At 70.1% G+C, this 18,134-nt stretch carries 18 protein-coding genes; 12 read left to right on the top strand and 6 right to left on the bottom strand.

Annotated elements, in window-relative coordinates:
- Positions 1-56: 56 nt before the first annotated feature.
- From HFP15_RS01965 to HFP15_RS01955, 3 genes are read left to right on the top strand one after another with little or no spacing between them, the layout of a single operon-like run.
- Positions 57-1,064: a thiamine pyrophosphate-dependent dehydrogenase E1 component subunit alpha gene (locus tag HFP15_RS01965; protein WP_210716610.1), complete on the top strand. Its 1,008-nt coding sequence runs from the start codon at positions 57-59 to the stop codon at positions 1,062-1,064.
- The gene (locus HFP15_RS01960; RefSeq protein WP_210716609.1) at positions 1,061-2,068 is read left to right on the top strand and encodes an alpha-ketoacid dehydrogenase subunit beta; all 1,008 of its coding nucleotides are present in this window, start codon (positions 1,061-1,063) and stop codon (positions 2,066-2,068) included. Before HFP15_RS01965 ends, HFP15_RS01960 begins: the two co-directional genes overlap by 4 nt.
- A gap of 2 nt (positions 2,069-2,070) precedes the next feature.
- Entirely contained in the window at positions 2,071-2,316 is a 246-nt protein-coding gene (locus HFP15_RS01955; RefSeq protein WP_168510703.1) for a biotin/lipoyl-containing protein, read from the top strand.
- A 45-nt stretch (positions 2,317-2,361) separates the two neighbouring features.
- Here HFP15_RS01955 and HFP15_RS01950 read toward each other — a convergent pair whose 3' ends face one another.
- The 3 genes from HFP15_RS01950 to HFP15_RS01940 all read right to left on the bottom strand — a co-directional run bounded on the left by HFP15_RS01950 (position 2,362) and on the right by HFP15_RS01940 (position 4,830).
- Complete coding sequence (locus tag HFP15_RS01950; protein WP_168510700.1) at positions 2,362-3,249, bottom strand: SDR family NAD(P)-dependent oxidoreductase; 888 nt, start codon at positions 3,247-3,249, stop codon at positions 2,362-2,364.
- Positions 3,249-4,028, bottom strand: a complete 780-nt coding sequence (locus HFP15_RS01945) for an enoyl-CoA hydratase/isomerase family protein (RefSeq protein WP_168510698.1) — start codon at positions 4,026-4,028, stop codon at positions 3,249-3,251. Before HFP15_RS01945 ends, HFP15_RS01950 begins: the two co-directional genes overlap by 1 nt.
- Before the next feature lie 76 nt (positions 4,029-4,104).
- On the bottom strand, positions 4,105-4,830 hold the full coding sequence (locus HFP15_RS01940) for a GntR family transcriptional regulator (protein WP_168510696.1): 726 nt from the start codon (positions 4,828-4,830) through the stop codon (positions 4,105-4,107).
- 177 nt (positions 4,831-5,007) lie between these two features.
- Between HFP15_RS01940 and HFP15_RS01935 the strand changes: the two genes are divergently transcribed.
- Genes HFP15_RS01935 through HFP15_RS01905 form a run of 7 tightly spaced genes read left to right on the top strand, consistent with a single transcriptional unit; the run spans position 5,008 to position 12,760 of the window.
- Entirely contained in the window at positions 5,008-6,189 is a 1,182-nt protein-coding gene (locus tag HFP15_RS01935) for a CaiB/BaiF CoA transferase family protein (RefSeq protein ID WP_210716608.1), read from the top strand.
- Entirely contained in the window at positions 6,186-6,950 is a 765-nt protein-coding gene (locus tag HFP15_RS01930; RefSeq protein WP_168510692.1) for an ABC transporter ATP-binding protein, read from the top strand. The genes HFP15_RS01935 and HFP15_RS01930 overlap by 4 nt, the downstream gene beginning before the upstream one ends.
- Positions 6,947-7,705: an ABC transporter ATP-binding protein gene (locus HFP15_RS01925; RefSeq protein ID WP_168510690.1), complete on the top strand. Its 759-nt coding sequence runs from the start codon at positions 6,947-6,949 to the stop codon at positions 7,703-7,705. The genes HFP15_RS01930 and HFP15_RS01925 overlap by 4 nt, the downstream gene beginning before the upstream one ends.
- A 30-nt stretch (positions 7,706-7,735) precedes the next feature.
- Positions 7,736-8,779: a branched-chain amino acid ABC transporter permease gene (locus HFP15_RS01920; RefSeq protein ID WP_168510688.1), complete on the top strand. Its 1,044-nt coding sequence runs from the start codon at positions 7,736-7,738 to the stop codon at positions 8,777-8,779.
- Positions 8,779-9,903: a branched-chain amino acid ABC transporter permease gene (locus HFP15_RS01915; RefSeq protein ID WP_168510686.1), complete on the top strand. Its 1,125-nt coding sequence runs from the start codon at positions 8,779-8,781 to the stop codon at positions 9,901-9,903. Before HFP15_RS01920 ends, HFP15_RS01915 begins: the two co-directional genes overlap by 1 nt.
- Positions 9,900-11,390, top strand: a complete 1,491-nt coding sequence (locus HFP15_RS01910; RefSeq protein WP_168510684.1) for an ABC transporter substrate-binding protein — start codon at positions 9,900-9,902, stop codon at positions 11,388-11,390. The genes HFP15_RS01915 and HFP15_RS01910 overlap by 4 nt, the downstream gene beginning before the upstream one ends.
- Positions 11,390-12,760: an amidase family protein gene (locus HFP15_RS01905; RefSeq protein WP_168510682.1), complete on the top strand. Its 1,371-nt coding sequence runs from the start codon at positions 11,390-11,392 to the stop codon at positions 12,758-12,760. The genes HFP15_RS01910 and HFP15_RS01905 overlap by 1 nt, the downstream gene beginning before the upstream one ends.
- Here the strand turns inward: HFP15_RS01905 and HFP15_RS01900 are convergent.
- Positions 12,681-13,172 (bottom strand): MarR family winged helix-turn-helix transcriptional regulator, encoded by a 492-nt coding sequence (locus HFP15_RS01900; RefSeq protein ID WP_168510680.1) that lies wholly within the window; start codon positions 13,170-13,172, stop codon positions 12,681-12,683. The two genes, HFP15_RS01905 and HFP15_RS01900, sit on opposite strands and share 80 nt — an antisense overlap.
- Before the next feature lie 131 nt (positions 13,173-13,303).
- On the opposite strand from HFP15_RS01900, the gene HFP15_RS01895 reads away from it, so the two are divergent.
- Together HFP15_RS01895 and HFP15_RS01890 are read left to right on the top strand one after the other, a co-directional pair.
- Positions 13,304-14,230, top strand: a complete 927-nt coding sequence (locus HFP15_RS01895) for an NADP-dependent oxidoreductase (protein WP_168510678.1) — start codon at positions 13,304-13,306, stop codon at positions 14,228-14,230.
- A gap of 66 nt (positions 14,231-14,296) precedes the next feature.
- Positions 14,297-15,652, top strand: a complete 1,356-nt coding sequence (locus HFP15_RS01890; protein WP_168510676.1) for a wax ester/triacylglycerol synthase domain-containing protein — start codon at positions 14,297-14,299, stop codon at positions 15,650-15,652.
- Here the strand turns inward: HFP15_RS01890 and HFP15_RS01885 are convergent.
- Both HFP15_RS01885 and HFP15_RS01880 read right to left on the bottom strand, forming a co-directional pair.
- Positions 15,649-16,740 (bottom strand): serine hydrolase domain-containing protein, encoded by a 1,092-nt coding sequence (locus HFP15_RS01885; protein ID WP_168510674.1) that lies wholly within the window; start codon positions 16,738-16,740, stop codon positions 15,649-15,651. The genes HFP15_RS01890 and HFP15_RS01885 overlap by 4 nt on opposite strands.
- Positions 16,740-18,056: a flavin-containing monooxygenase gene (locus HFP15_RS01880; RefSeq protein ID WP_168510672.1), complete on the bottom strand. Its 1,317-nt coding sequence runs from the start codon at positions 18,054-18,056 to the stop codon at positions 16,740-16,742. The genes HFP15_RS01885 and HFP15_RS01880 overlap by 1 nt, the downstream gene beginning before the upstream one ends.
- Positions 18,057-18,134 lie beyond the last annotated feature (78 nt).

The raw sequence follows: 18,134 nt of genomic DNA, 5'->3' as shown, positions 1-18,134 counted from the left end.
GGACTCTAAATTGGGGCAACGCTTTTCGCAGTCAGTGACGACAGGGGTGCTCCTTCATGACCGCTCCACCCGAAGAGTTCGCCGACGACGCGGGCCACGAGCTCGCGATCGAGATGATGCGCCGGATGCTGCGCGTCCGCCTGTTCGAGGAAGCCACCATCGCGCTGTTCCACGCCGGGGAACTGCCCGCGATGGTGCATTTGTCGATCGGGCAGGAGGCGGCGGTCGTCGGCGCGTGCGTCGCGACCGAGACGTCGGACTACATGACCGGCAACCATCGCTCGCACGGCCATCCCATCGCCAAGGGCGCCGGTCTCGGCGCGCTGATGGCCGAGCTGCTGGGCAAGGAAACGGGTGTCTGCGGCGGCAAGGGCGGCAGCATGCACCTCGCCGACTTCTCCGTGGGCAGCCTCGGCGAGTCCGGCATCGTCGGCTCCGCGATCCCCGTCGCGACCGGGGCCGGCCTCGCCGCGCAGGTGCGCGGGTCCGGCCAGGTGGCGCTGTGCTTCTTCGGCGACGGCGCGGCGAGCGAGGGCGTGCTGCACGAGTCGATGAACATCGCCTCGATCTGGAAGCTGCCGGTCATCTACTTCTGCGAGAACAACGGTTACGCGGTCAGCGTCGAGGCGAGCGAATCCCTGTCGGTGCCCGACGTCGCGATCCGCGCGGCGGGATACTCCATGCCGGGCACCGTTGTGGACGGACAGGACGTGCTGGCGGTCTACCGCGCGACGCGGGACGCCGTGCGGCGCGCGCGTGCCGGGGACGGGCCGAGCCTGGTGGAGGCGAAGACGTATCGCTTCCACGAGCACGCGTACGGGCTCGTCGTGCCGCAGCCCTACCGCGACCAGAAGGTGGTCGAGAGCTGGTTCGACACCGTCGACCCGATCACGCTGTTCCACCGGCGGCTGCTGGACTGGAAGGTCGCGACCGAGGCCCGGCTTCAGGCACTCCGCGACGAGGTCCAGTCCGAAGTGGACGCCGCGGTCGAGTTCGCCCGCCGGTCGCCGTTCCCGCCGCCCGAGGCGGCCTACACCGACATCTACTCGGAGGTGAGCGCGTGAAGACCGCGTCCACGCGTGCCAAGCAGCTCGGTTTCCTGCAGGCGATCAACCAGGCGCAGCGCGAGGAGATGACGCGCGACGAGCGGGTGATCCTCATGGGCCAGGACCTGCGCGCCAACGTCTTCGGCGCCGCCGCGGGAGCGTTGGAGTCGTTCGGGCCCGCGCGCGTGCGCGACCTGCCGCTGGCCGAGGCCGGGTCGATCGGGGTGGCCGCGGGCGCCGCGATGGCGGGGCTGCGCCCGATCGTCGACCTGACCGTGGCGAGTTTCGTGTTCGGCGCGATGGACCAGTTCGTCTCGCAACTGGCCAAGGCGCGCTACATGTTCGGCGGTCAGGCCACGCTGCCCGTCGTGGTGCGCGCGGCGCTGTACTACCACGGCGGCACCGCGGGACATCACGCCGACCGGCCGTACCCGATGTTCATGAACGTGCCCGGACTGAAGATCATCCTGCCGTCGACGGCGCCGGATCTGCTGGGCCTGCTCAAATCCGCCATCCGCGACGACAACCCGGTGCTGTGCTTCGAGGACGCGAACCTGTGGGGCCGCAAGGGACGCGGGCCGATCCCGGAGGCCGAGGACCACCTGGTGCCGCTCGGTTCGGCCGCCGTCCGGCAGCGCGGCACCGACGTCACGATCATCGGGATCGGGCTCGGCTGCGTGCTGGCGACCGACGCCGCCCGCGAGCTGGCCGAGGACGGGATCAGCGCCGAGGTGATCGATCCGCGCACGCTCGTGCCGATGGACTGGCCGACGATTCTGGAGTCGGTCGGCCGCACCGGGCGTTGTGTCGTGGTCGATCCCGCGAACCGCACCTGCAGCGCGGCCAGCGAGATCGCGGCGCGCGTGGCCGAGGACTGCTTCGGTTCGCTGCGCGGCCCGGTCGTACGAGTCACCACCGACGACACCCACGTGCCGTTCAGCCCGGCGCTGGAGAAGCAGATCTATCCCACGAAGGACAAGGTCGTCGCCGCGGTGCGGCGCACACTGAACGAGGCGGAGTGAACATGGCACGGCACGAGGTCCGGCTGCCCCAGCTGTCGATGGGCATGAGCGACGCGGAGATCATCGACTGGTACGTCGAGGAAGGCGAGGAAGTCGCCAAGGACGCCGATCTGGTCGAGATCGAGGCGGAGAAGGCCCGCCAGATGATCGTCGCGCCGCACGCGGGCGTGGTCAGCGAACTGCGGGGCGAAAGCGGGGACGTGATCGAGGTGCGCGACCTGCTCTGCGTGATCGACTCGCCCGCCTGACCGGGCCCGGCCGCCCCTTTCCCCGGGGCGGCCGGGCATTGTCCGTCAGCGGGGCGCCATGCGGAAGTCGGCGAGTTCGGGGAAACTGGCGCGGATGAGGTCGATTTCGTCCATCGCGCAGCCGGGGACGGCGACCACACGTTCGTCGGCGCACACCTCGTTCAGCCGCGCCGCCGCCACGTCGTCGTTCAGTTCCGGTTCGAAGATTCCCTCGGTGGCGGCCAGCAGCAGTCGCGAAACGCGTCCGCCACCGGCCGAGACCACCTCGCCGGTCACCGTGGAGGAGTGATGCGCCAGCGCGAGCACGACCGCCGACACGTACGCCGGATCGAGTTTGGGGTCCAGCCGGCCGTACACGTCCCCGGCCATTCGCGACTGCGCCACCGGCGCGATCGCGTTGACCCGGATATCGTCCGGCTCGCCCTCCAAGGCGAGCACCCGCGTCAGGCCCACGATCCCCATCTTCCCGGCGGCGTACACACTGGAACGCCGCTGGCCGAACACGCCCACCGCGGAGGTCGTGTTGACCACCCGCCCGCCGCCCTGGTCGCGGAACACCCGCCAGGCCGGCAGCAGCAGATGGAAGGCGCCGAGCAGGTGGACCCGCAGCGACGCCAGCACGTCGTCGTAGACGATCCCGGCGAACTCGTTGGTGCGGGCGATGCCCGCGTTGTTGACGAGCACGTCCAGGCGCCCGAACTCGGCCATCGCCCTGTCCACAATGGCCTGTCCGCCCTCGGGCGTGGCGACGCTGGTGGACTCGGCCACCGCCACTCCCCCGGCCGCCGCGATTTCGGCGACCACGCCCTCGGCGGCGTCGATGTCGTTGGCGATCACGCGCGCGCCGCGGCGCGCCAGGTCGAGCGCGTACCGACGGCCGAGGCCGTGTCCCGCGCCGGTCACGATCGCGACGCGCCCGGTGAAGTCCAGCATCAGTTCTCCCTCGTCGAGTTTCCGCGGCGGCCGGCGAGCACGGCCGCGAACTCCGGTCCCGCCATCGCCTGTTCCTCCAGTGCGAGCCCGTATTCCAGCGCCTGGCCCGCGGCGGCCTTGAGATGGACGTTGAGCACCGATTTCGTCGTCCGCAGCGCGAATTGCGGCAGCCGGGCCCACCGCTGGGCCAGCGCGGTCGCCGAGGCCACCGGATCATCGACCACTTCGTGCGCGAGACCGATGCCGACGGCCTCATCCGCGGTGAGCACCTCGCCGCCCAGCAGCAGGTACTTCGCGCGGTTCACGCCGACGATCAGCGGCCACAGCGCGGCGCTGCCGTTGCCCGCCGTCACCCCACCGAGAACGTGCCGGTCGCCGATGCTCGCCGTCCTGGCCACGAACGCGACGTCCGCCAGCGTGGCCAGTATCGCGCCGAGCCCCAGTGCGTCGCCGTTGACCGCGGCGATGACGGGTTTTTCCAGGTCCAGCAACGTTTCCACGATGAGCCTTGCCTCCTGGACCGGAGCCAGGCCGGTGATCGTGGTGAACGTGCGCGACGGACTGCTGTCACCGCCCCGGCAGAACGTCGTGCCCGCCCCGGTGAGTACCACGGCCTTCACGCGGGAATCGGCGCGGGCACGGGAAAAGACGGTGGTGAGTTCCGAATGCATGGCATCGTCGACGGCGTTGCCGTGCTCCGGGCGGTTGAGGACCAGCGTCGCGATCCCGTCGTCGCGAACCTCGATCCGGATCCGGGTGAAGTCGTCCTGCGCGAGCATGAGCCCTCCGGCTTCTCGGCGGCGAAGAAGTTGATTGTATGCAATCAAGATGCCCGAAGGAAGGCGGCGACCACAACTACCCGCGGTTGAGGTCCGCCAGGATCTGGTCGCGGCCGAGCATGATGTGCTCGTGCATCAACTGCGCGGCGCGCACCGGTTCACCCTTGGCGATGGTGTCCCTGATCAGCTGGTGGAACAGATTCGACCGTTCCAGCTGACGGTTCGAGAATTCCCGTAACGCCTCGAAGACCAGCGGGGCGTCCACCGCACTGCTGAGCAGGTGGGCGAGCCTGCTGTGCCGGCTGGCCGTGATGATCGCCGCGTGTACGTGCCGGTTCGCCTCGCCGATCAGCCGGGTGCGCTCCAGGCGGTCCAGATCCCTGCGCCGCAACGCCTTGCCGAAGTCGCGGATCCCCGCGTCGATGGCCTCCAGATCGTCCGGCGTCGCACGCGAGGCGGCGAGCTCGCACGCGTAGGACTCCAGCCGCGCGCGCAGTTCGTACAGGTCGAGCACGTCCTGCCGGCCCAGCGTGCGCACGACGGCGCCGCGATTGCGTTCGGTCACCACGAGACCGTCGGCGGCGAGCATGCGCACCGCTTCGCGCACGGGCGTCCGCGAGAGGTTCAGCTCGGCCGCGATGCGCTGCTCGATGAGCCGTTCGCCGGGCCGCAGCTTCCCTTCCACGATCCAGGACCGGATCGAGCTGTAGGCCAGCGCCGGCCCGGACATGCCCCGCTCCGGCATCGGGCCACCACCGTAGGCGACGGCGACCGTGTTCGTGTCCTCAGCGCTGGTGGCCATCGGCTGGCGCCCCCTGTTCGTCTCGCTCGGGAGTAGAGGGTACGCGCAGAGTCACCGGCTGCGCGCGGAACGAACGATTCGGACACGAAAATCTACAAAAGTGTTGACGCACCCTTGTACCCCGATCCGGATTGTGTGCAATATGTGTCCACTGTCGATTCGAGAGGCGGCGCACCGTTGGGTCCCCTGCACGGAATCAGAGTTCTGGAGCTCGGCAGCTTCATCGCCGGGCCGTTCGCCGGCCAGCTGCTGGCCGATTACGGCGCCGAGGTCATCAAGATCGAACCGCCGCAGGCCGGCGATCCCATGCGCCGCTGGGGCATCACCCAGGACGGGGAATCGTTGTGGTGGCCCGCGATCGGCCGCAACAAGAAGTCGGTGACCATCGATCTGCGCGACGAACGCGGCCAGCGGCTGGTGCGCGAGCTCGCGGCCTCCTGCGACGTGGTGCTGGAGAACTTCCGCCCTGGCACGATGGCCCGCTGGGGCCTGGACTACGAGACGCTGCGCGGTGACAACCCCGGCATCATCATGGTCCACGTCTCCGGTTTCGGGCAGACGGGCCCGAACTCCAGCGAGGCGGGTTTCGGCAGCGTCGCCGAGGCGGTCGGCGGGATCCGTTACACCACGGGATCTCCCGGCGACCGTCCGGCGCGCACGGGCATCAGCCTGGGCGACTCGCTGGCCTCGCTGTTCGCCGTCATCGGCACGCTCGCCGCGCTGACCGAACGGTCCTCCAGCGGCGCCGGCCAGGAGGTGGACGTCGCGATCTACGAGGCGGTCTTCGCGCTGATGGAGTCCACGCTCGCCGACTACCACGCCGGTGGTGTGCTGCGCCGGCGCAGCGGCAGCGTGCTCGCCGGTGTCGCACCGTCCAATGTGTACCCCACTGCGGACGACGCCGAGGTCGTCATCGCCGCGAACGCCGATTCGGTCTTCACCCGCCTCGCCGAGGCGATGGGCCGCCCGGAGCTGGCGCGCGACGAGCGCTACGCCACCCACCAGGGCCGTGGGGCACGGATGGCCGAACTGGACGCGCTCATCTCGGCGTGGACTGCGACCCGCAAGAGCGGCGAGCTCATCGAGCAGTTGCGCGAGCACGGTGTCCCGGTCGGCCGGATCAACACCGCCGCCTCGATCCTGACCGATCCGCATTTCGCCGCGCGCGAGATGATCCTCTGGCGGCGCAACGGAAACGGCACGGAGCTGCCCATGAACGGCGTCGTCCCGAAGTTCTCCCGCACCCCCGGCGAGATCGACCGCACCGGCCCCGCGCTCGGTGCCGACACCGATGCCGTGCTCAGCGCGGTCGCCGACGGCGAGCGGCTGGCCCGGCTCAGAGCGGACGGCGTGTTATGACCGAGCTGCTCACCCTCGACAAGGTCACCGTCCGCTTCGGCGGCGTGACCGCACTCGACGCCGTCTCGCTCACCGTCCACGAAGGACAGATCTGTGCCCTCATCGGCCCGAACGGCGCCGGGAAGACCACCGCCTTCAACGCCATCAGCCGTCTGGTGAAGCCCGCGTCGGGCCGGATCACCTTCGGCGGAGGGAATCTGCTCTCCACCCATCCGGCCGACCTCGCCGGGCTCGGCATCGCCCGGACTTTCCAGAACCTCGCACTCTGGCCCGGTATGAGCGTGCTCGAGAACGTGATGGTGGGACGGCACGCCCGCGGCCGCGTCGGCTTCGCGGCCTCGGTGCTGGGCTGGCCCGCCGCGCGCGAGGACCGGGCGCTGCGGGCGCGCGCGTACGCGATGCTCGACTACTTCGAGATCACCGATGTGGCTCACCGCGAGTGCACGGGCCTGCCGTACGGAACGCTCAAACGCGTCGAGCTGGCCAGGGCGCTGATCAGCGACCCGCGGCTGCTCCTGCTCGACGAGCCCGCGGGCGGGCTGACGCACGGCGACGTCCGCGAACTGGGCGAGCTGCTGCTGCGGCTGCGCGAAGAACGCGGGATCACGCTTCTACTCGTGGAGCACCACATGCAGTTCGTCATGTCGATCTCCGACTACGTGTTCGCACTCGACTTCGGGCGCAACCTCGTCGCCGGCACCCCTGCCGAGCTGCGGGACTCCCCGGAGCTGGTCGAGGCCTACCTCGGGACGCCGGTATGACCGCCCAGGCCGCCGAGGCCGACGGCACCACCCAGGCCTCGCGACGGGAAAACCTGCTGGAGCTGCGCGATGTCCGCGCGTACTACGGCGACGTCGAATGCCTGCACGGCGTCGACCTGACCGTCGCGGACGGCGAGGTCGTGGTGGTACTGGGCGCGAACGGAGCCGGCAAGACCACGCTGCTGCGGTCGATCTGCCGTCTGGTGCGCACCGACGGCGAGCTCCTGCTGGCGGGCGAGCCGATCGGCGGGAAGTCGACCTACGACGTGGTGCGCCTCGGGGTGTCGATGGTCCCGCAGGGCCGGGGCACGCTCGCCGACCTCAGCGTCGAGGACAACATCCGCGCGGGTGGTTTCGTGCGGCGCGACAAGCAGCTCAAGACCGATATCGCCTACTGGTACGACGTTTTCCCGCGCCTGGCGCAGCGACGGACCACGTCGGCGGGCAGCCTCAGTGGCGGCGAGCAGCAGATGCTGGCGATCACGCGGGCGCTGATGAGCAGGCCGCGGCTGCTGTTGCTCGACGAACCCTCGCTCGGCCTCGCGCCCATCGTCGTGCGGCAGCTGTTCGGTGTCCTCGCGCGGGTGTGCGAGGAACGCGCGGTCGCCATGGTCATCGTCGAGCAGAACGCCGCGCTGGCGCTCGACATGGCACAGCGGGGCTACGTGCTGGAAGCGGGCTCGGTCGCGATCACCGGCCCGGCGGCGCGGCTGCGCGACGACGAGTCGGTGCGGCGCGCTTATCTCGGTTACTGACCACGCTCACCCAAAGGAGGGTGTTCTCCAGTGGCGATCCCTACTACCGGCCGGGCCACCGCGCGACCTCGTGACGGCGACGTGCTCGCCGCGAGCCGCCGGCGATCGGCGACCACCGGTCTCGGTGTCGTCGCCGGGCTGCTGGCGCTGTTCTCGGTCTACGCGATCATCGACGGCGGCCCCACCCTGTACCTGCAACGCGTTCTCGACGGCGTGGGCAACGGCGTCCTCTACGGCATGGTGGCGCTCGCACTCGTGCTGGTGTTCAAGGCCACCGGTGTCATCAACTTCGCGCAGGGCGCGATGGCGATGGTCGGCACCTACCTGGCGTTCACCGCGGCGGAGAAATGGGCGCTGCCGCTCGTCGTGGCGATCATCGCCGGAATGGTGGTCTCCGCGGCGGCCGCCGCCGGGATCGAACGGGTGCTGATCCGGCCGTTCGATCCGGCCAATCACCTCGCGATCACGATCGTGACCCTCGCCCTGTACCTGGCCCTCAACGCGCTCGCCGCGCTGCTGTGGGGTTTCGATCCGCGTGGCTTCCCGACGCTGTTCCCCACCGGGCCCGACGATTTCATCACCATCGGCGGCGCCCGGCTGTACTACACCAGCCTCGGCACCGCACTGCTCGTGGTCGCCGTCGTCGTGGTGCTGCAGTTGTCGCTGTCACGGACCAAGCTCGGCCTCGCGTTCCGCTGCGTGTCCGCCGGGGTGGAACCGTCCCGGCTACTGGGTATCCACATCGGACGGACGGTGCAGAGCAGCTGGGCGCTGGCGGCCGCGGTCGGCACGCTCGCCGGCTGCCTGGCCGCGCCCACGACCTACCTCGACCCGACGTTCATGGACAAGATCTTGGTCTACGCGTTCGCGGCGGCCACCCTCGGCGGTCTGGACAGCATCGCGGGCGCACTGGTCGGCGGCATCGTGGTCGGCCTGTCGATCGCGCTGCTCACCGGCTACATCCCGGCGCTGGGCGGGCAGTTCGGGCTGGGCTGCGCGTTCTTCGTGATCGTCGCGGTGCTGCAGTTCAAACCCGCGGGCCTGCTCGGCCGCCGGACCCAGGAGCGTGTGTGATGGCCGCGTTCACCGTGCACGAGGGCAGCCGCGCCCACCGCACACTCCGGTGGGGCGGCGCGGCGGCGGCCGCGGTGGTGCTGATCGTGCTGCCGCTGCTGATCAGCGAGGTCGCGCAGATCGAGACACTGACCCAGATGGTCGCCTACAGCGTCGCCATTCTCGGGCTCGGCCTGCTCACCGGCCACTGTGGACAGATCTCCCTCGGCCACAGCGCGTTCGTCGGGATCGGTGGCTACACCACGATCATCCTCGTCGCCGACCACGGCTGGCCCTACCTGGCCACGATTCCCGTGGCCGTGGTCGTGTGCCTGCTCGCGGGCGCGCTCGTCGGCATCCCGGCGCTGCGTATCCGCGGGCTGTATCTGGCGACGGTCACCCTCGCCGTCGCCGCCCTGTTCCCCGTCCTGATCGACAAGTTCCCGAGCTTCACCGGCGGGCCCAACGGCAAGTTCGCGCCGCAGGAGATGGCGGCACCGGACTGGTTCTTCGTCAATCCCTACACCCCGGCCGGGCCGCCGACCGATGACTACTACGCGGTGCTCGCCGTGGCGGCATTGATGTTCCTCATCGCGCGCAACGTCGTACGCAGCCGGGTCGGCCGTGCCATGCACGCCGTACGGGACGCGCCGCTGTCGGCGGCTGCCTCGGGCGTGCGGGTGGCACGGGTGAAGATCTTCGCGTTCGCCGTCAGCGCCGCCTTCGCGGGCGTCGCCGGATCGTTGCTGGTCATCCAGGTGCCGGCGGTGTCCGGTTCCCGGTTCGATCTGTACCTGTCCATCTTCCTGCTCGTCGCGCTGATCGCCGGAGGCAGCGCCTCGATCGCGGGCGCCGTTCCCGGCGCCATCATCTTCGTCGTCCTCCGCACCTACATGGCCGACTGGGCGCAGTCGCTGAACCTGCTCGGCGGCCGCCCCGATGGCGGGCAGATCGTCGGCATCGCCTCCGGCGCATTGCTCATCGCGTTCGTGTTCCTGCTGCCCGGCGGGGTGATCGACGGCCTCGGCCGCCTGCGCCGCCGGGTGCTCCAGATCGTCCCCCGCTCCCCACTCGGCTGGGAGGCCCACCGGTTCGCGGTGCGCTCCCAGTCCGGCCAACCGGCCTTAGAAAGGGCTGAACCATGACCCGTTCCACCTGGCAACGACGCCTCGCGACGCTGGTCATCGCCACTGTCGTCGGCGCGAGTGCGACCGCGTGCTCGCACGAAGCGGCCAAGCAGGCCGCACAGGACAAGAAATGCGGCGCCTCGGCGACCGCCCCCAAGGCGTCCGGCACGGCGCCCTCGGACGGCTCGATCCCGGCCGCCAACCCGGACAGCAAGAACTGGGGCCGTTCCGCCGACGGCAGCTGTGTCTACACCGGACCGGGCGGCTTCAAGCTCGACCTGTCCTCCTGCCCGGCGACCTGGGACAACAACGCCGGCATCACCGCCGACGAGATCAAGCTGTTCACCAGCATGCCGCACTCCGGCCCGCTGGCGGCCTACGGCGCGATCAGCGACGGCATCAAGACCTACATCGATTACGTCAACGCGCACGGCGGCGTGCAGGGCAGGCGCGTCAGCATCGACGTCAAGGACGACCAGTACCAGCCCGACCAGACCCGCAAGAACGTCGAGGCGGCGGTGCAGTCCGGCGCCTACGCCGGCAGTTTCGCGGTGCTGGGCTCGCCCAACAACCTCAACCTGATCGATTACATGAACCAGTCCTGCATGGGTCAGTTCATGGTCGCCGCCTCCGACGACGAGTTCGGCGATCCGCAGAACCATCCGTGGACGTCGGGCTTCGGCCTCGACTACTACAACGAGAGCGGGATCTGGGCCTCCTGGATCAAGCAGAAGTTCCCGCAGGGCGCGAAGGTGGCCACGATCTCCATCGGCAACGCGCTCGGACACTCCTACATCAACGGGTTCAAGCGCGCGGTGGCACAGACCCCGGGCATCACCATCGTCAACGAGCAGACCAACGACGTCAGCGCGCCCAATGTGGACAATGAGGTGACCAGCGCCGCGGCGTCCAACGCGGACGTCGTGGTGCTGGCCGAGGCCGGCACGTTCTGCACGCAGGCCATCGCCGCGATCGAGAAGAGCGCGTGGAAACCGCAGGTGGTCGCGGCCCAGCCGTGCGCACAGATCCAGACCACCTACGCGCCACTGGGCAAGCAGGGCCTGACCGGCAACGGCACGAACGTCGTGCGCTACTACTACGCGCCGAGCGACCCGGACAACCCCAACACCCAGTTCGCGAAGCTCTACACCGACACCGTGTCGGCGGCCGGGCTCGACCCGAAGAACGCGCAGATCGCCAACGGCTGGTTCTGGGCCTGGTACATCGTGCAGGCACTGCAGGACGCCTCGACGATGAAGGGCGGGCTGAACCGCGCCAACATCAACGTCGCGGTGCACTCCTACGCCTCGACCTACCCGCTCATGATCCAGGGTGTGGAGGGCAAGGTCAGCGGTGTCGAGGACGCCTATCCCTTCGAGGCCGGGCGGATGTACACCTACACAGGCGCGACCCCGGCCGCGACCGGGCATTTCGAGCCCGCCGGACCGTTGATCGACAACGGCGGCAAGCTCGGCAACTGGCCGAAGGCCAAGGGCGGCAGCTGATGGACCCGGCTCGGGCCGGTGCTCGCGAGCTGGCACGGGCGATCTCCGCGTCGTCCGTGTCCAGCCGCGAGCTGGTCCGCTACTACCTCGACCGCATCGCCGCGTCGGACCTCAACGCGGTGGTCACGCTCGACGCGGAGCGGGCACTCGCGGACGCGGCGAGAGCGGACGAGCGGACCGGGCCGAGGGGGCCCCTGCACGGGGTACCGATCACGGTCAAGGACGCGATCGCGACGGCGGGACTGCGCACGACGTGCGGATCGCCCGAGCTGGCCACGCACGTGCCGGCCGAGGACGCGCCCGCGGTGGCACGGTTGCGGGCCGCGGGCGCGGTCGTGCTGGGCAAGACGAACACGCCCACCTGGTGCGGGGACATCCAGACCTACAACGAGGTCTTCGGTGTCACGCACAACCCGTGGGACCGCACGCGCACACCCGGCGGCTCGTCGGGTGGCAGCGCGGCCGCGGTCGCGGACGGGTTGTGCGCGTTCGACCTCGCCTCCGACATCGCGGGCTCCATCCGGATTCCGGCGCATTTCTGCGGGGTGTACGGGCTGAAACCGTCGGCGGGGCTCGTGCCGGGCGAGGGCTACATCGATCACGTGGGCGGCGGCCTCGTCGCGGCGGACGGCAACGTGCTGGGCCCGATCTGCCGTCGCGCGGAAGATCTCGGGCTCGTGCTCGACGTACTCACCGGGTCACCCGGGCCGCCTGCCCGGCGCGAGTTCCGCGCCGCGGTGTGGCTGGACGATCCCGCGTGCCCCGTCGGCAGCGACACCGCCGCCGTACTGGAGGAAGCGGTCGCCGCGCTGGGCGCGGCCGGGGTGCGGCTCGCGCGCCCGCGGCCGCCGGTGCCGTTCGAACAGCTGTGGCAGCTGCACCTGGACATGGTGCTCGCGGCCGTGGCGTACAACCTGCCCGACGAGGCGCTGCCACCGGCGACGGCGACGCACCGCGGCTGGCTGGCCCGCTCCGAGGATCGCGCGCGGGCCCGGGCGGCGTGGGCTCGCTGGTTCGCCGACTACGACGTGCTGCTGTGCCCGGTCACCGCGATGCCCGCCTTCCCCCACGATCACGCCGGCGACATCGGCACCCGGGTGATCGATGTCGACGGCGAGCCGCGGCCGCACATGAGCACGATCGGCTGGTGCGGTCTGTTCAGCGTGCTGGGCTTGCCGTCCGTGGTCGTCCCGGCGGGCCTGACCCGCGACGGGCTTCCGGTCGGCCTTCAGGTCGTGGCGCCGCACCTGGCCGACCGCACGGCCATCGCGTTCGCCGAACTGGCCGGGGTCAGCTTCGCGGACGGCGTTTGCGCGGGGCCGCCGAGCGGGGCGGCAGGCTCCGCATGTGATCGCGAAGCCGCGTCATGATCTCACCGAGCGCATCGATGTCCTGAGTGGACAGAGGCTCGAACAGCAGGCTGCTGACCACCCGCACGTGCCCCGGCAGCACCTTGTCCACCAGCGCGCGCCCGGCTTCGGTGATGGTGACGACGGTGGCGCGCTGATCGTCCGGGCAGGGGCCGCGGGTGACCAGTCCCGCCTTCTCCAGCAGACCGGCCTGGTGGGTCAGGCCGCTGCGGCTGTAGACGACGCCGTCGGCGAGCTCGGTCATCGTCAGCCGGCCATTCGTGCCCGCGAGCCGGGCCAGCAGCTGGAACTGCACGTAGCTCAGATCGCCGTCGGCGCGCAGATGCTGTTCGACCGCGTGGTGCAGCAGATCGGTCGCCTCCGTGAGCGCGAAGTACGTGGCCAGCTGTTCCGGGCCCAGCGCATCCTCCATGTCCCGATCGTAGATGCTTCGACTTCGTAACGACGTGACTGCCTTCACAGGGGAACGGTTTGCTTCGATCTCGAAGCATGTTCTACGCTCGAAAGTGCTTCGAGATCGAAGCACTACCCGAGGAGGACTCGATGAAGGCAGTGCGCTACCACCAGTACGGCGGCAGTGAGGTTCTGAACTACGAAGAGGCCGAGCAGCCCGTGCCCGGCGCGGGTGAGGTGCTCGTCAAGGTGGTGGGCACCTCGTTCAACCCGGTCGACGCAGCGATCCGGGCCGGTTTCCTGCATGAGGTGTTCCCGCAGACGTTCCCTGCCGTGCCGGGCATCGACGTCGCGGGCACGATCGCCGGTGTCGGCGCCGGGGTCGAGGGCTGGCGGGAGGGTGCCGCCGTCGTGGCGCTCCTGCCGATGACCAGCGCCGGGGCCACCGCCGAATACGTGACCGTCCCGGCCGAGGCGCTGGCCGCCGCCCCGCGCACGGGCGAGCCTGCCGACGCGGCGGCGCTGCCCGCGGCCGGGCTCACGGCCTGGCAGGCGCTGTTCGAGAACGCCGGGCTCCAGGCAGGGCAGTCGATTCTGATCAACGGTGCCGGTGGCGCCGTCGGCGGCTACGCGGTCCAGCTCGCGAAGCAGGCCGGGGCGACGGTCACCGCGACGGCGAGCGCGCGCAGCGCCCAGCGCCTGCGCGAGTACGGCGCCGACCGGATCGTCGACTACACCACGACCGCGGTCGGCGACCTCGGCGAACGGTTCGACGTCGTGCTCAACCTGGTCACCACCTCGCCCGAGGAGACCGGAGGGCTGTTGGATCTGGTGAACGACGGCGGAGTGCTGGCTAGCACCACCACGCCGCCGCCGGAGACCGCGGATCGCGGCGTGCGGACCGCACGGGTCTTCCTGCACGGCGACGCCGGTCAGCTGGCCGGGCTCGTCGCTCGTGTCGACGAGGGAGAACTGCGGATTCACGTCGCCGAGCGGCGGCCGCTGGCCGACCTCGCCGCGGTGCACGACGACGCCGCGTCGGGCCGGCTGCCGGGCAAGACCGTTCTGGTTCCCTGAGCACGGCCACGATTCGGGGGCTTTGGACACTACTCCGCCCGCCCGTGTTCGGCGTCTGCTGGAGCGATGACGTCGCGGATCCAAGCCGAAGCCGGGGCGGCCGGAGGGCCGGTGATCGACCGGGCGAGCCCGACGGATCGCGCGTTTCTCGCGATGGATTCGGCGAAGGCCCCCGAGCATTTCGGGGTGATACTCCTCTTCGGCGCGACCGACGGGTTCGACCTGGCCCGGGCCCTGCGGCTGCTCGCCGAACGGGCGGCCGCCATCCCCCGGCTCCGGCAGCTGCTGGTCCGGACACCACCCGGCTGCGGCGGCCCGATCTGGGTCGACGACGAGGCATCGGAGGTCGCCGACCGGCTCCACACGACGCGATGCCCGGAACCCGGGGACGAACGCGCACTGCTCGACCTCGCGCAATCCCTCATCGGGACTCCGCTGCCGCGCACCGGCCCCCGATGGACGGCGGTGTTCGTCACCGGGCTCGCCGACGGCGGGGTCGCGCTCGTGATCGTGTTGCATCACGTGCTCGCGGACGGGGTCGGCGGGCTCGCCATCCTGGCGGGCCTGGTCGACCCCGGCGCGCCCACGCCTCCGGTGCCGTTTCCCCGGCCACGCCCGGCCGCAGGACAGCTGGCCGCCGACGCGCTGCGCGCCCGGATCCGCGCACTGCGCCGGGCCGGTCCCGCTCTGCGATCGCTGCGCGCTTCGATGACGGCCGCCGGTGGGGTGCACCCGCCCCGCGCGGCGTCGTGCTCACTCCTGCGACCGGCCGGAGGACGCAGCAGACTGGCGGTCGTCCGGTTCCCCGCGGCGGCGCTGCGGGCGGCAGCGCACCGCTACGACGCCACCGTCAACGACGCGCTACTGGTGGCGGTGGCCGCGGCGCTGAACCGGGCCCTGCTCGAGGACGGCGAGTCGCTCGACAGCGTGGCGATCGGCGTACCCGTCTCCGGTCACGAAACCGGAGAAGCCGCCCGTGGCAACATGGTCAGCCCCCTGCTGGTGTCCGTTCCGGTCGCCGGTGACACGGCGGACCGGCTGCGGCGGACCGCGGCGGCGGTACGCGCACACAAGTCGTCGGCTCAGGGTCCGCCACCGATCGCGTTGCTCGGCTGGGCATTCCGGCCGCTGGCCGCGCTGGGCGCCTATCACTGGTACATGAATCACCAGCATCGCCTGCACACGCTGGTCAGCCACGTCCGCGGCCCCGGCGAGCAGATCACTTTCGGCGGCCGGCCGGTCCGGTCGGCCATCCCGATCGGGGTGAGCAGCGACAGCAACATCACCGTCTACTTCGAAGTGTTCACCTACGCGGGCACCGTCACGATCACGGTGATCGCCGACCCGCACCGGTTCCCGGACCCGGACGCACTGACGCACGCCCTCCGTGAGGAACTGGACCGCATCGCCGGGGCCGTCTAACCGTCCACACAGGAATAGAGCGCCTCGGTGTAGGCGTTGGCGTTGGCGGCGCCGATGAGTCCCGGCTCCATCCTGTTCATCACGTAGGCGAACGTCAGCCGGCGGTCCAGGTCGTTGACCACCATCGATCCGCCGAAGCCGCTCCACCAGCAGATCCGGCCGTCCGGGATGGACACCGGAGTCCGCGGGCTCGGCAGCGCATAGCCGAGCCCGAAACGGACGTGCGTGCCCAGCACCCGGTCCACCCCGTCGGACTGCACATCGAAGACCTGGTCCACAGTGGACAGCAGTCCGTGCGAGACGACCGACTGCAGACGGGCGACCGAGCGCGCGTTGCCCTGACCGTTCAGCCCGCCGAGTTCGGCGGCGAGGAACGGCCTTGTCGTCGTGACCGCTGGCGGTATGAGCGGGTTGGTCAGGGTGCGCACGGCGACCGGATCGAGCGCCGTGTGGTCCACACCGGACGTTCGTGGCGGAACCAGCGTGGCGACACGGGAATCCACACTCGCGGGCGCGCCGATCCAGTAGTCCGCGCCGGGGAATTCGGCACGCAGCACCGTGCCCAGGGACTTCCCGGTCACGCGCCGCACGATCTCGCCGAGGAGATGACCGTGGCTGACCGCCTGATAGCCGGATCCCTCACCCGGTGTCCACCACGGCTCCTGCCCCGCGAGCAGCGCCGCCGCCCTTGCGGTGTCGTAGAGGTCGTCCAGCGTGACGGTCTCGTCCCAGCCGCACAGACCCGACGTGTGCCCGAGAACATGACGCAGAAGCACGTCTTTCGCGCGGAACTCCGGCCAGTACCGGGCCACCGGCGCATCCGGGTCCAGCGCCCCGCGGTCGATGAGCAGCAGTACGACCAGCGCCGCCATGGTCTTGGTCAGCGAATACGTGGTGACCAGCGTGTCCGGAGTCCAGGCGCGGCCGGAGTCCTGATCCGCGACACCACCCCACAGGTCCACCACCGTCGCGCCGTCCTGGATGACGCACACCGACGCACCCACCTCGTCGCCGTCGCGCAGCCTGCGGTCCAGCAGTTCGCGGACGGGAGCGAACCGGGGCTCGCAGCCGCCTTCCGAGGCGCCCATCACGCGGCCGTTCTCGCGGCGGCGCGCTTCTCTCCCGCCTGGATCTCCTTGTGCAGATCCCTGACGTAGCGGGCGAAATCCACCTGAATGGTGTGCCGCCGCGAACTGTAGTACTGCCCGAGATGCTTCTGCTCGTCCCTGGCGATGATCGCGTTCATCTCCTCGGCGCCGGGCAGCGTGTAGCGTCCGGACAGGTGCTCGGCGATGAGCTTGCTCTGCTGCTCGGCCAGGTTGACGATCGTCGGCGAGGCCTGCGCAAGCCCCGCGAAGTAGAGATTGTCGATGCCGGGCTTGATGATCCGTTTGAACAGCGGGAACCGGTGCTCGGCGTCGGGCAGCAACGCCGGATCGTCGAAGAACGGGAACGACATCTGGTAGCCGGTCGCGCAGACGATCACGTCGGCCTCGATCCGCCTGCCGTCCTTGCACACCACGGCATCGCCGTCCAGCCGCTCGATCTCGCCGACACACGAGAGGTCACCGGATCCGGCCTTGGCGAGGAAGTCGACGCTGACCGAGGGATGCGCGGACAGCGGCTCGTGGTCGGGTTTCGGCAGCCCGTAGTCCTCCATGTTGCCGAGGATCTTCTTGATGGCGCGGCGGGACAGCGCGAGTCCGAGCTTCTTCGGCATCCACGGCGGCATCATCATCTTGTCGGCGGGCTGGCCGCCGCGGTACTTCGACAGCACCCACACGCCACGGCGCGCGGAAACCCAGACGTGGCGGGCGATCGAGCGGTGCGACAGCTCCGAGGCGATGTCCAGCGCCGAGTTGCCCATGCCCACCACCACGACGCGTTTGCCCCGCATGTCCACCGGATCGAAGGGGCTGCGGTAGGAGTGACTGTGCAGCATGGTGCCGTGGAACGTGCCGGGGTACTCGGGCCAGCGCGGGTTCCAGTGGTGTCCGTTGGCGACCACGAGCGCGTCGTAGCCGCGGGTCTCGCCCGTGCTGAGCGTGACTTCCCAGGTGCCGTCGGGACGAGGGGCGGTGTGTTGGACCGCGGTGCCGAACGTGATCGATTCGCGGAGTCCGAAGTGGTCGACATAGTCGCGGAAGTACTGGTGGATCAGGGAATGGTGCGGAAAATGCGGCCAGTCCCGGCCCGCCGGGAAGTCCTCGAACTGCAGCCGGGTCGTGGAGGTGTCGATGTGCAGCGATTCGTAACAGGCGGAGCGGCCGTTGGGATTGCCGAAGTACCAGTTGCCGCCGACGTCGTCCGATTCCTCGAAGCAGTCGAAGGGGATGCCGTGATCCCGCAGGCGCTTCGCCGTGGTGAAACCGGAGCAGCCGGCGCCGATGATGCAGACACTCACATGTGCCTCCTCACTCGCTACGGTGCGCCCCGCCACTGTGACACGTTCGCTGACGCTGTGTCTAGTGAGTACGCTTGG

Origin of the sequence: Amycolatopsis acididurans, assembly GCF_012328925.1 — a bacterium.
Classification (GTDB): domain Bacteria; phylum Actinomycetota; class Actinomycetes; order Mycobacteriales; family Pseudonocardiaceae; genus Amycolatopsis_E; species Amycolatopsis_E acididurans.
This window is presented reverse-complemented; position numbering and strand designations above follow the sequence as displayed.